Consider the following 12,774-nt stretch of genomic DNA (forward strand, 5'->3'; position numbering starts at 1 on the left):
TCAGTTCTCCTTGTCAGTTGAAGTGGTGGCGTAACGGATGACGAGATTGCCCAGACGGTCGACGGTCGCAGTCGTGCCTCGCGGCAGGGCAACCGTTGTTGTCGGTGCTTCCACGACGGCCGGTCCGGAGATCTCGTGACTCGCGCCGAGATCGCTGTAGTCGTAGATGTCGGCGGGTTCGAGTCCGTTGACGATGTCCAGGAAAACGTCCCTTGTCCCTGTTGGTGCAGGGGGAGTCTCTAGGACCGGGTGCTCGGGAAGTTCCGGCCGGATGGGCAGTGAGCCGACGGCCCGGACCCGGTAGGTGATGACCTGCAGTCCGGCCTCGCGGAAGCCGGATCCCTTTCCGTAGATGTTTTCGTAGAGCTGTTCAAACCGTTCGCCGACCGCTCCGATCTGGTCTGCGTCAAGAGTCCCAGAGGGAACGGGGGTGGAGACCTCCGCCATCTGCATGGTGTAGCGGATGTCGGCTTCTCGTTCGTACTGGATTTCTGAGAATTCCAGTCCTTGGTCAATCAGGCGTGAGCGCAGTTCCGTCTCGAGCCCGGCGAACGTTTCGTTGACGAGGTCGGCATCCGGCGGGAAATTGTGCGGTTGTGAGCGTTCCAGGGTCAAAACGATGTCCGACGCGGCGAGGCCATAAGCGGAGAAGACCGCTGCAGTCGAGCCCAGGGGAACCACGACTTCCTTGACGCCGAGGTCTGCCGAGTAGCTGGCGGCATGGACCGGCCCCGCTCCGCCGAAGGAGTACAGGACGAAGTCGCGGGGATCCTGACCGGAGTTGACCACGACCTTGCGGACGAGGTCTGCGGTCTGGGCGTTTTGAATTGCATAGATGGCTTGGGCCGCGTCGCTTACGGACAGGCCCAGAGGCTCCGCGATGTGCTTCCGGATGGCCTCGACCGAGAGCTCCTTGTCCAGTTTCTTGCGGCCGCCGAGGAAGTTGTTTGGGTTGATGATGCCGAGCACCATGTCCGCGTCCGTGACGGTCGGTTCGAATCCCCCTTCCCCGTAGCAGGCCGGTCCGGGCCGTGCGCCGGCGCTGCGGGGTCCGACTCGGAGGTTGCCTCCGGCGTCGACCCAGGCAATCGCCCCGCCGCCTGCACCGATCGTGTGCACGTCCACCATGGGGGTGCTGATTGTGTACTGGTTCAGGACGGTGCTGGTTGCCGTGACGGGCTTGCCGTCAGAAACCAGCCCGACCAGGAACGTGGTGCCGCCCATGTCGGTGGAGATGACGTTCCGGTGTCCCAGGGCTGCGGCCATTCGGGTGCAGCCGACGATGCCGCCGGTGAGGACCGATCCGATCGTGGATACGGCATGTTTGGGTGCCTCGTGCGCCGACACGCAGCCGCCGGATCCCTGCATGATGAGCAGGGAGCCTGCGAACCCGCGGTTTTTCAGCTCCTGCTCGAGCGGGCGCAGGTATGCGTCCAGCCTGGGGCCGACCTGGGTATTCATGATGGTGGTCGCGCTGCGGGCGTACTCCCGAATCCGTGGGCTGACTTCGCTGGAGAGCGCAACGTACATGTCGGGCTGTTCTTCGTGGACTATTTCGCGGATCCGCTGTTCGTGCGCGGGGTTGCGGAAGGACCAGAGCAGGGAGACGGCAATGGCTTCGACACCGTCGGAAAGCATCTGACGAACCGCTGTCCGAACTCCGGACTCGTCCAGGGCAACGAGTACGTCACCCTTGTAGTCAATTCGTTCGTTGATCTCATGGATCTGCTCGGAAGGAACGAGGGGTGCCGGCTTGGCAGTGCGCGCCATATCCTGGACCTCGTCGGTGCCCAGACCCGCGTATCGTCCCTCCAGGTTCATGATTGAAATCGAGTCGCCGTGGCCCTGGGTAGTCAGGAATCCGACCTTTGCGACGTCTCCGGTCACGAGCGCGTTCAGCGTTGAGGTCGTCCCGTGCACGATGTATTCGGTGTCGCCGAGGAGCTGGGATGTCGTCAATTCCAGTTCGAGCGCAAGATCGTCGATGGAGTTGAGAAACCCCTGGGCGAAATCCGGTGGTGTTGAAGGTGTCTTGGCCGCCGCGATCCTGTCCTGGTGGTCGGCGACAAAAGCGTCGGTGAAGGTTCCGCCGGTGTCGATGCCGATGACATACGTCATATGAATTCTCCCGAAAAGATAGATGAATGCCACGAACTTAGTCACGGCGAAGGGTGATCAGTTGTAGCTGCATTGGTGTTGGTGGCGCGCTGACGCCTGCCTGCAGGCGAAGTCTGGATGTTGTGATGAAGGGGTCTGCTTAGCAGGGTTACAGCATGATGTTTACGGTTTTTAGCTCGGTGTAGCTCAGTAGTTCTTCGATGCTTTCTTCGCGGCCTATGCCAGAAGCCTTGTACCCGCCGTAGGGGACATTGGGGAAGTGGCGAGAGGATCCGTTGATCCAGGTGAATCCGGCCTCCAGCTCACCGATGACGCGATGCGCGCGGGTGATATTTTCGGTCCAGACGCTGGCTGTCAGGCCATAGTCGACGCTGTTGGCGATCGTTATGGCTTCGTCCTCCGTGCTGAAGGTCAGGATGGACAGCACGGGGCCGAAGACTTCTTCACGGGCTATCCGGGTTTCCGGGCCCACGTCAGTGAGAACGGTGGGGGAGACATAGAAGCCCCGTTCGAACCCGTCCGGCCGGCCTCCGCCGGTCAGTACGGTCGCGCCCTCTGATTTGGCGATGTCGATGTAGTCGAGTGCTTTTTGGTACTGGGCGCGGGAAATCATCGTGCCCTGGTCGCATGTTTCGTCCAGTGGGTTGCCGATCGTGAGCGCGTTGACGATCTTGACCACCTTGGCGGTCACCTCGTCCGCTATGCTCTCGTGCACGAGGAGCCGGGAGTTTGACCCGCAGGATTGCCCTGACCAAGTGAAGTTCATTCCGGCGACGGCGCCGGCAGCGGCCTTGTCCAGATCGGCGTCGGGGAAGACCAGCATGGCGTTTTTTCCGCCGAGTTCGAGTGTGACCTCCTTGACGCCCGCCTCTGCGGCCTCGCGCTGGATTGACCGGCCTGTGGACTCGCTGCCGATGAAACCGATCCGACGCACCTTTGGATGCCGTACGATCGCACGGGGAACCTCGGAGCCGTTGCCGACCAGAATGGACAGAACGCCTTCGGGAAATACGTCAGCGGCGAGTTCTCCCAGGCGCAGGGAAGACAGTGGTGCGACGTCAGGGGCTTTGAGGATCACACAGTTTCCCGCGACGAGCGGTGCGGCAATCTTGCAGGCAAACATCAGCGGGTGATTGAAGGGCACGATGCGTGCCACGATCCCGATGGGCTCACGGAGGGTCATGTGGATGTTGCTGCTGGCAGGGATGGTTGTCCCCTTCATCTCCAGGGCAAACGATGCGAACATCCGCAGGTGAGCTACCGCCATGGCAACGTCGTTGCGGGCATTATTGATGGGAGACCCGGCATCTATCGCATCCAGGAGAGCAAGTTCTTCCGCGTGGGCCTCGATGGCGTCGGCCAGTCGCTGCACCATGGCCGCACGATCGGCCGGTATGGTCCTGCGCCAGGCCTTTCTCGCCGCTTCTGCGGCAGTGACGGCCGCTTCCACGTCATCAGTGCCGGCGTCCGGAACCTGCGCGATTACAGTTTCGGTCACCGGACTCAGAACCTCATATGAGGCGCCGGACAGAGCCGGAACCAGCCGGCCGCCAACCAGAAGCTGGAATTGGCGATTGAGTACGGCTTCAACCTTGGGCGGTATCAATTCATCCGTGTGTGTGGTCATCGTCATTGATGGAGCCTTTCCAAATTATTTCCCTCCGCCGTGGCCTTCGTGGGCAGAACCTGCAGGGGTGTTTTCAGTGCGATAGTTCGCTACAACAGCTGTAATTTGTGGCCGGAATTTCCTGGCCATCGCTCGTGCAACATGTGTTTCACACTAATGTGACTGCAACCACAAGGCCCTAAGATTCTTCTATGAAGAACAAACCGCCGTATCCTTTGTCCTCGGTGGATAACGCGCTGGTGCTTCTGCACCTGCTGCGCGACCAGGGCCAGTTGGGTGTCACCGAGGCCGCTGAGACTCTGGGCGTGGTGCGGTCGACCGCCCACCGGCTGCTTTCCATGCTCGTCTACCGCGACTTCGCCATTCGCGATGAGTCACACAGGTACCGGCCCGGCCCGTCGCTCTTCGTGTCGGCTGTAGAGCACAGGCCCACCTCGGAACTGACCAGAATCATGTTGCCCCTCATGCACGAATTGCGTAATCGCAGCAATGAGTCGGTCTATTTGGCGATTCGTAGCGGGAGATGGACGCGGTTCATCGCAACTGTCGAATGCACGCAATATCTTCGGGTCGGCGACCGCCGGGGCACTGCGTTGCCTGCACGCGCCGCTTCGGGAGGCAGAGCCCTGCTGGCAGAACTAACCGATCAACAGCTGCACGACCTCTACTACGTAGGCGAAGAGGCCGGCCCCGCACCGGACGATGAGGCCCGACTTCCGCAGGGGGAGTGGAATGCGCTGGCCCACTCACTGGCACTCATACGAATGAAAGGGTATGCCGTCAGCCTCCCGGACACGGAATCCGGGGTGCGTGCCGTGTCCGTGGCGCTGCACAACGAGATCGGTGACGCGGTGGGCGCCCTCTCCATAGCGGGGCCCACGAGCCGCATGAACAGCGGAACGATCGAGAAGTTGGCCGCCGATTTGTTGGCCGTCGCCCAATGGGCCACCAGCGACCTCACCGGATATCGGGAGAATTGAGAACCGCGGAAGCTTGACGTTTCAGGAAGGCTCCTCCACGATCTGTTCCTCATAAAAGAATCCTCTCGAATGGAAGAATCGAACGGCGCATTATGATTCGAAGCCCATGCCGGTGTAGCCGGGCCGCGACAACGACTGACGTCAGCAGCCAACTCATTGAGGAGAACTGGAAGATGAACAGCGGAACTGCAATGAAGCGGGAACACACGAGCCGGGCCGGGCAGCTGACTGACCTCGTCGATGCCAATCACATATTGTTCGATCAGGGCGTACTGGACGCGTTCGGTCATGTCAGCACACGCGTCGCGGACAGGTATGACAGCTTTCTTCTCTCCCGGAACCTCGCCCCGGCGCTCGTCAGTGAAGACGACATCCTCGAGTTTAATCTCGACGGCGAAACCTTGGATCCGCGACCGATATACCTGGAGCGCTTCATCCACGGCGAGATCTACAAGGCCCGTCCTGACGTGCTGGCCATCGTCCACAGCCACTCACCGGCCGTCGTTCCATTCAGCGTCGTGGACACCCCGCTGCGGGCAGTGATGCACATGGCCGGCTTCCTGGCTTCGCCAACACCCGTATTCGAAATCCGTAACGTCATCGGCGCCGCATCGGATCTACTCATTCGAACGGCCGAATCCGGCAAAGCCCTGGCGACGTCCCTGGCACAATCACCGGTCCTGCTGATGCGCGGCCACGGTTCGGTGGCTGTCGGAATGTCATTGAAGGATGCCGTCTACCGCGCCATCTACACCGAAATCAATGCCAGGACCCAAGCAGAGGCGCTCCGTCTGGGATCCTGCACATATCTCACGGAAGAAGAAGGGGCGGCAACAGTCCCGACCATGAACTCGCAAATCGAGCGCGCATGGGGCATCTGGCGGTCACAGGCCAAGGCGCGCGTGCAGTTCGGAAGCGACTGAACAGCAGCGATGGCAGTGCCCGCAATCCTCCGGTAGGCGGCGGCGACGCCGGCTTGCCAGGCAGCCCCATCAACGGCAAACCATGCTCCCGCCCGGCACTAAAAGCGTCCTGAGCATCAGCGCGACGGTGCCGATCTCGTCCGCCCTCGGACCCTTACGGCCGTAGTGCACGTGTGAGAGAGTCACCACTTGGTGTTGCAGTTCATCTCTAGACCAACCGTCCCTGGAGATCCTCGGCCGCAGCCCTGTAGGATCGTTCCCAGGTCGCTGCGTAGCTCCTCTGACATGCGGTGGGCCGGCACGGAAGCATTGATTCCATAGATAGTGCCGCTTGGACCGGTAAGCGGCGTCCGTGCCGACGTCGTGGGTGTCGATGCCGTAGCGGCTGAGCACTTCCTGACGGATCTTCTCCGAAGCGGCGAGTGCGGTGGGGTCGTGGTCTTTCCAGCCTTCAGCGACGGCGTGCGCCGTGGCAATGTCGTAGGGCTGCGCCTTGTCCCACCACTGGTCCTTCTCCACAGGGGCCAGCGCTGCGTGAGCGGCGCTGCGTTCGGCGGCGAGACGTGCCTGTGCTTCGTGCGCCACCTGAGCGCGTTGGTGTTCCTGCTGCCGCTGGGATTCCTGCCGACGCCGGGCCAGCGTTTCGGTAATGCGTGAGGCGATCATCAGCGACTGCCGCAGCCCACCGTCCACAACGTCATCCATTCCATATGATTCAGTCATCGTGTTCCCCTTGCACGTAAGCCTTGGCCGGCGTCGCCGGTGTTGGCGTTGAGGGCACTACTATTCCCGGGCGGATGGGGACCATGCCGCACCGAGCAATGTCGATCGCCCTCGGCGGCACTGCCGCCTCGGTGGTTGCACCTACCGGTACAGCCTTCGGCATGGTCCTGGTGAAAGGGGCCAGCTGGTTCTCGACCACCGAGCGGATGCGCTGGGCCTCACGGGTGCGGCCTGACTTCCGGTGCATCTCATACACCGCAAACGCGGTGTTTATCAGCTGAACCATGAGTGCAGTTTGGGCGGCCGTCTTGTTCTTGCTGGATGCGGCCATGAACAGCATGGCAGCGCCGGCAATGGACGGCAGGGCGACGGGCGTTAACAACTGTGTTCCCGCGGTGCCCGGAGTTGGGCGGTGCGGGAGAGTTCGGCGGCGGTGGCCGCGAGCGGACCCGGGGTCGGTTCGAGCCGGTGGGACCATGCCGCGAACGCGCCGGATACTTCCCTCGCTGCTTTCGCCCAGGTGGCGTGATCATCACGGGGCAGTGTGAGCAGCTACTCAACCAGTGCGGTCGCGTTCCGGGTGTACTCGACCCACATTTCCGCCGGCGGTGTTCCGTTCTCGGGACCGGTCCTGGACACGGTGCGCCTGTTACGACCGCTGCGTTCCATTCCGCTGCAGCCTCAGTTGCCAGATGCGGTGAGTCCACGCTTCACGCAATGCACCCAGCTTCAGGTCGGATGCGCCGTCTGGACGGCGGCATGAACTCTCATTCCCGGGATTCAATTCCCCATGAACCGTGAAGAGCCAATAAGCGCAACAGGAATTTGGGTCGCCACGACTTATAGCGGCGACGTTAGAGACGCTTCATCGAAGCCCCTTAGTAGACCAGGACGAAGCAGGGCTACGAAATTAGGATCAGAGCTGCCTCGGCACAACCAAGTCAGGGAGTGGTCTTGGCAAGGGCGGAAAGCTCTCAGTCGCGACAGATGCCCACTGACGTACAAAACATCCTGTCGCTAACCAATTAGATTCGAAAGACGACTGGCGGCCTCCGAAAGAGCTTGAGCCGTCGGCTTGACGCTCTTGACTGGTAGTCGGTGCACAGGGGCAGAGGCGTTGATTGCTAGGCGGGCGTGCCCGGTATGTGTAGGAACTACTACGGCGACGGACGCCACGCCATCTTCGCTTTCCTCACGGTTCACGGCATATCCATCTTTGCGGATCTTAGCGAGTTGCTTTTCCAGTTCACTGCGGCGGCTAAGGGAGTGAGGCGTAACTTGCGTAAGAGACTCACTAGGAAATATTCGATGGAGTTCTTCCGCGGCTAACTCGCTTAGGAGCACTTTTCCCGTGGATGTGCAATGGGCAGGTAAGGATTTTCCAATTCTTGACGCAACCCGAACAGCAACGGATGGTTCCGAGACAGCGAGAAAGCGAGTGAGGTGCCCTTCGAGGCTTCCAAGATGGACAGTCTCACCTAGAGAAGCGCTCAGTTCGTCGAGGATCGGTTGAGCTAGCCTTGGCACATCCATGCGCTGCATGATTGAGAAGGTGATGCTTGTCAGGGCAGGTCCGGGAACATATGTCTTCGTCCGTTTGTCCTGGCGCACGAATCCACGCCATTGGAGCATGGCAAGAAGGCGATGTGCCGTAGATGAAGCAACACCTAGATGCCGGCTGACTTCAGTTAGACGTAGCTCAGCGGTGTCCCCCAAGAGCAGAAGCAATTTTAAGGCGTTATCCACCGACTCAATAGGATACTGGGGCGCGTTAGGGTCCCTAGAGGGTGAGTCAGGCGAAGGTTTCTGCACACCAGAAATTCTACCAGAAACTTCGTTTCCGCAAACGATCGGCCGGGCCCGAGAAGGCTGGCACATGCACGCCGGGACATAATAGATAGCAGTGACCAGAATATTCTGGCGCATCGGTCACGGAGCCGGTTGTATCAAACTATATCCTCGTTGAATACTGAGGACTTGAACACCCAAACGGTGGCTCGGTTTTTTAAGGTGCCGCAGGAACACCTGCTAATCGCACCAAGCGCCGTATCGACCCTCGCGGATGCTAGTCGAACCCGGGCGCGTTGAGCGTACAACAATGTCATGGTGTTTATGGTAGATCCGCCCTACCCCCACGCCGTCCCGACCGGCTACTCTCAGAGGGCTGCGGCTGTTGAGGCCGGGGCTAAGAGAATTTGTATAGGACCAGTTGGAGAACCTTCTGGTGTATTCCGAGCGACAGGACCGCCGAATATTCCTGGCTCGTACAGGTTTTCTCCCCGATGTAGTCACACCACCGCTACCCCGTAGACGTGAAAGGCATGATGTCAACCTACCGGCTGTTACGGTTCACTAGACACCTGCGGTGGAGGCCCTGCCGTCCCGGGGAAACTTCTTCAGTCGGCCCATCGAACATAGGTCGGAGCAGGCTAAAGGAGAAGGTCTTGCAGATTTTCAGCGGCGGCACGAACTATGTCACTGAGTTCGAATCGCAGCCGGTCCGACATCCGATGGGCCGGTACCGAAACGTTAATCCCGAAAAGCGACCCGGACGGGCCCGTAATAGCCACGGCGACCGACGTAACTCCGTCTTCACTTTCCTCTCTGCTCGTGGCGTATCCCGCTCGGCGGATCTCATCAAGCTCGGCTTCGAGGTTTGTTCTTGTCTTGATTGAGTTTTCCGTCAGCACGGGGAGTTCCTTATTCGGGTAGAGGGCCCGTAGCTGCTCCTGAGTGAGGCGGCTCAGCATCGCTTTTCCTGTTGCAGTGCAGTTGGCTGGCAGAGTGATGCCTTGGCGGGACCCCACCCGCACTGCCCTCGAGCTTTCAATGGCATCCACGAATTGAATGTCTGAGCTTTCGAGCCTGGCGAAGTGGACCGTTTCCCCGGTCTGTTGGAACAGTAGTTCGAGGACAGGACGAGCGAGCGTTCTTATGTCCACCTGGCGTCTGACGGCGAAGGCGATGGAACTCAGCGCCTGGCCTGGCTCATAGGCGCGAGTAGCCGGGTTTTGCCGCACAAAGCCTCGGTAAAGCAACATCCCCATAAGCCTGTGCGCTGTCGACGACGCGACACGGAGATAGTTGCTCGCATCTGTTAACCGGATGCTGGGCTGGGTTTCGAATAGGAGGAGCAGTCGCAATGCATTGTCAACAGATTCGATGGGGTACTGTGGCGGCGGACCGTACTTGGACGCGGCGTCCGTATCTGTAGATTGCATGCCTGATATCGTACCCAGCATGGGTGGGGGTGTCTGTATTCTCCTGTCGGCCAGCTTCACCATGCAGCGTTCATCCGAGCCAGTTCGTGTCTCCATGCCGTTTGCGTGTTGAACGACCCGCCGAGGTCTGGCAGTTCCGCCATGTCCGAGTCCGGAAGGTCTTTGAGGGTACCCCCCGCTGCCGTGACCTGAAGCGACAATCCTGCCAGAATATCCACGCTGATTGCCTGAAGCACTGCTTGCTCTACTGTCTCCGCGGCGCTGGTCAGCCCGTGTCCGCGGAGCAGCACCACAGGGCGGTCACCCATAGCGTGGAGCATTTCCGTCGCCAACTGGCGGTTCCTGACCAGCACCCCTCGGGGATACACGGGTACCCCGCCTGCTGCCAGGCGGGTGCCGGGAATATCGAAGGCTCCGACGATCGGGCGGACGCCAAGCCCGGCGAGGTCAGCTGCGACGACCCGCGGCGGGTGCGCGTGGACGACCGAGTTGATGTCTGGGCGTTGTCGTAACAGCTCGGTGTGTAGGGGAAGCTCGTTGGGTACGGTGTAGCCCTCTTCCAGTTCGCCTTCAGCAGCGGGATTGCCGTCAAGGTCCACCAAGCGGATGTCGTCGGCTTCGGTGAATGCCAATCCCCGCTCCTGGGGACCCCTGCAGCGGACGAGCAATTTATTCTCGCCGATTCGAAGGCTGATATGGCCGAGGATGCCGTCTGCCAGGCCACGGTGTGCCAGCACACGGCATGCCAAAGCAATCGCTTCCCTCTCCCCTGCATGTGTCAGGGGTGGCTGACTCTGATCCATCATGATGCCGTCAGGGGCTGGGGGTTCAGCATTGGTTCGAGTTTTTCCCGCAGTTCCTGGACTGTGACTCCCGTACCCATCCCACGGCGGCAGGCCAGAAGCGCCTTAGGCCAGTTGACGATGGCGGCACCGCTCAAGTTGATACCGTCGACCGTATAGAGAGCGGCGAAGCGTCCGTGAACTTCCGGATGCCCGATGATAACGTGTTCAGCGTTTCCGCCTACCCGGCCGACCACCTGGATCTTCCAATCGTGTTGGTCGCTCCAGACGTATTCGACGGGAGTGTAGGCGCGGGGAGTCTCTGGATGGGTGATGTTGTAAGCTACGCACGCGGCCTGCTCGACGGCGTTTGTCCAGTGCTCGATTCGGATATCTTCGCCATGTTTTTGGTGCCGCCATCGTGCAACGTCGCCGACGCCATAGACATGCGGGGCGTCCACGGTGCGGCAGTATTCGTCGAGCACCAGACCGTTGTCCACGAGCAGACCCGAAGAACCGAGCCAGGCGTCGTTGGGAACGGCGCCAATGCCGACCAGAATTGTGGCGGCCTCCAGGTTCTGACCGTTGGTAAGCCGCAGGGTGAAAGAGCCCTGTTCGCCGTCGATGGCCTCGACTCCGGTACCAAAGATTGTCTTCACGCCATTGCTACTGTGAAGGTCTCCGAACCACTGTCCGACTTCCGCGTTGAAGATGCGGCTCATAGGGATCGGGAGTGGGTCAATAACTGTCACTTCCAGACCAAGCGCCCGCGCTGTCGCCGCGGCTTCGGCGCCGATGAAACCTGCGCCGACAACGGCCAGATGTCCGCCCTTTGCGAGGTCCGCACGGAGGCTCCGGCCGTCGTCGAGAGTGCGAAGAACATGGATGCCAGGCCGCTGCCCCCACGGCGATGGGCGGGCGGAGGCGCCTGTGGCTATGACCAGGTTGTCGAAGTGCAGAGCTTCCTGACCTTGCAGATTCAGCAGGTTTCCTGCGATGTCGATCCCGGTTGCTGCACGTCCAAGTTGCAGCTCTATTCCTAATTCCTGGGCTTGGCCGCGGTCCAGTAGGCAGATGGAGGCTTCAGTTGCTGTACCTGCCAGGACAGTCTTAGACAACGGCGGCTTGTCGTAGGGCAGTTCCGTTTCTTCACCGACGAGAACGATACGTCCTTCGTATCCCTCCAGGCGTAGGGACTGTGCCGTCCGCACACCCCCGATGGAGGAGCCCACGATGACAGTTACTGTATTCAATTAGTCCTCCACTATCAGGGCGGAAACGGGGCAGCTGCGGGCTGCCTCCACGACCCGGGCTCGGTCAGCCTCGGGTACTTCAGTCTTGAGGAGAACTACGATCCCGTCGTCATCCAGATCAAAATAATCGGTCGCCCCGACAACGCAGTTGGCGTACCCCTGGCAGGCTGCTAGGTCTGCTTTTACGACTGGCATGCTCAAACTCCTTGGCCTAAGTGTTGCTGTTCTTCTTGAATTGGGGCGGTCGTTCATCCTCGGCGATGAGCGGACCGAATGGATTTCCGATCATGGCCGAAAACGTTGCCGGCGCCTGCCATGTCAGCGCCTCGAGTTCCAGCGGGCACAAAGAAACCCACTGCGCGGAGCGCGGGGATTTGATCATCAGCCGGGAGCCATTGCGGGTCTCCACCCTTGTGATATGCACCTCGGCAAACTCATTGGCAATCACGATCGGAGCGCCAGTGGCATGCGCTTCCAGCCGGACGCGTTCCTCTGCCGCGCGAATGGCGGCAAGGCGGTCTTCTTCCTCGCCTTCCCAACCAATTTTCATAGGAATATGGCCAGATTCTGCATGCGGATAACCGACTCATCCACCATGATGGTCCGACGCGCCAGCTCCCATCCGGTACCGGTGCGGCGCAGAAGGTCCTCACGTCCAGCGGACACCGTAGCGGCCTCCCGCACATCGCCCCGGCTGCGGAAGAGCAGCACCGCCGAATCAACGATGATTTCGTTCGGATTGTCTGTGCGGAACGTCCGAACGTTCGTGATGTAGTGGCGCAACCGTGAGGGAGGGTCTTCAGTCCAGGCATGCTCTGTGGCAAACCGGGCCACCCGCCGGCTGAGCGAGTACCTGTTTTCATCAAGATGGGCCATACCGGGGGACGTGCTGTAACCGGCACCCAGGGCGGTAGTCACCCGGACGGGCATCAGATAATGCACGTCTTCAGCAATCCGTGCCATCCATGCGTCATAGTCCTGGGCGTCCAGGAGGTAGGCTTCGTCAACCAGCCAACGGTGCGCCTGAAGGTGGAGCGCATCATCGAACGGGAGGGATTCCCCTATCCTCTGGGTGCGTGGGGCATGGCCACCGAGAACAGACTGCTCCGAAAGGGTCTTGCCGTTGCGATCGGTTTCAACGCTCATG

The 12,774-nt window shown here is 60.5% G+C and carries 13 protein-coding genes; 2 read left to right on the forward strand and 11 right to left on the reverse strand.

Annotated elements, in window-relative coordinates; genetic code table 11:
- Both ABRP28_RS20500 and ABRP28_RS20505 read right to left on the reverse strand, forming a co-directional pair.
- Positions 1 to 2,118 (reverse strand): hydantoinase/oxoprolinase family protein, encoded by a 2,118-nt coding sequence (locus ABRP28_RS20500; RefSeq protein ID WP_350005501.1) that lies wholly within the window; start codon positions 2,116 to 2,118, stop codon positions 1 to 3.
- A gap of 148 nt (positions 2,119 to 2,266) precedes the next feature.
- Positions 2,267 to 3,751 (reverse strand): aldehyde dehydrogenase family protein, encoded by a 1,485-nt coding sequence (locus ABRP28_RS20505; RefSeq protein ID WP_350005503.1) that lies wholly within the window; start codon positions 3,749 to 3,751, stop codon positions 2,267 to 2,269.
- 185 nt (positions 3,752 to 3,936) lie between these two features.
- Between ABRP28_RS20505 and ABRP28_RS20510 the strand changes: the two genes are divergently transcribed.
- Both ABRP28_RS20510 and ABRP28_RS20515 read left to right on the forward strand, forming a co-directional pair.
- Entirely contained in the window at positions 3,937 to 4,725 is a 789-nt protein-coding gene (locus ABRP28_RS20510; RefSeq protein ID WP_350005506.1) for an IclR family transcriptional regulator, read from the forward strand.
- A gap of 173 nt (positions 4,726 to 4,898) precedes the next feature.
- Positions 4,899 to 5,648: a class II aldolase/adducin family protein gene (locus tag ABRP28_RS20515; RefSeq protein ID WP_350005508.1), complete on the forward strand. Its 750-nt coding sequence runs from the start codon at positions 4,899 to 4,901 to the stop codon at positions 5,646 to 5,648.
- Between the two features lie 69 nt (positions 5,649 to 5,717).
- Here the strand turns inward: ABRP28_RS20515 and ABRP28_RS20520 are convergent, their stop codons facing one another.
- The 9 genes from ABRP28_RS20520 to ABRP28_RS20560 all read right to left on the reverse strand — a co-directional run bounded on the left by ABRP28_RS20520 (position 5,718) and on the right by ABRP28_RS20560 (position 12,773).
- Positions 5,718 to 6,371 (reverse strand): hypothetical protein, encoded by a 654-nt coding sequence (locus ABRP28_RS20520; RefSeq protein ID WP_350005510.1) that lies wholly within the window; start codon positions 6,369 to 6,371, stop codon positions 5,718 to 5,720.
- A complete protein-coding gene (locus ABRP28_RS20525) occupies positions 6,364 to 6,753 on the reverse strand; it encodes a hypothetical protein (protein WP_350005512.1) in 390 nt (129 codons plus the stop codon). Before ABRP28_RS20525 ends, ABRP28_RS20520 begins: the two co-directional genes overlap by 8 nt.
- 635 nt (positions 6,754 to 7,388) lie before the next feature.
- Positions 7,389 to 8,183 (reverse strand): IclR family transcriptional regulator, encoded by a 795-nt coding sequence (locus ABRP28_RS20530; RefSeq protein WP_374153020.1) that lies wholly within the window; start codon positions 8,181 to 8,183, stop codon positions 7,389 to 7,391.
- Positions 8,184 to 8,800: 617 nt separating this feature from the next.
- On the reverse strand, positions 8,801 to 9,613 hold the full coding sequence (locus ABRP28_RS20535) for an IclR family transcriptional regulator (RefSeq protein ID WP_374153021.1): 813 nt from the start codon (positions 9,611 to 9,613) through the stop codon (positions 8,801 to 8,803).
- Positions 9,614 to 9,648: 35 nt separating this feature from the next.
- Positions 9,649 to 10,395: a class II aldolase/adducin family protein gene (locus ABRP28_RS20540; RefSeq protein WP_374153022.1), complete on the reverse strand. Its 747-nt coding sequence runs from the start codon at positions 10,393 to 10,395 to the stop codon at positions 9,649 to 9,651.
- Positions 10,395 to 11,627, reverse strand: a complete 1,233-nt coding sequence (locus ABRP28_RS20545) for an FAD-dependent oxidoreductase (protein ID WP_350006231.1) — start codon at positions 11,625 to 11,627, stop codon at positions 10,395 to 10,397. The genes ABRP28_RS20540 and ABRP28_RS20545 overlap by 1 nt, the downstream gene beginning before the upstream one ends.
- A complete protein-coding gene (locus ABRP28_RS20550; RefSeq protein WP_013603014.1) occupies positions 11,628 to 11,822 on the reverse strand; it encodes a ferredoxin in 195 nt (64 codons plus the stop codon).
- 16 nt (positions 11,823 to 11,838) lie between these two features.
- Positions 11,839 to 12,177: a hypothetical protein gene (locus tag ABRP28_RS20555; protein ID WP_013603013.1), complete on the reverse strand. Its 339-nt coding sequence runs from the start codon at positions 12,175 to 12,177 to the stop codon at positions 11,839 to 11,841.
- Positions 12,174 to 12,773 (reverse strand): 3-phenylpropionate/cinnamic acid dioxygenase subunit beta, encoded by a 600-nt coding sequence (locus ABRP28_RS20560; protein WP_013603012.1) that lies wholly within the window; start codon positions 12,771 to 12,773, stop codon positions 12,174 to 12,176. The genes ABRP28_RS20555 and ABRP28_RS20560 overlap by 4 nt, the downstream gene beginning before the upstream one ends.
- Position 12,774: the final 1 nt, after the last annotated feature.

Origin of the sequence: Pseudarthrobacter sp. WHRI 8279 (assembly GCF_040224115.2) — a bacterium.
Lineage (GTDB): Bacteria > Actinomycetota > Actinomycetes > Actinomycetales > Micrococcaceae > Arthrobacter.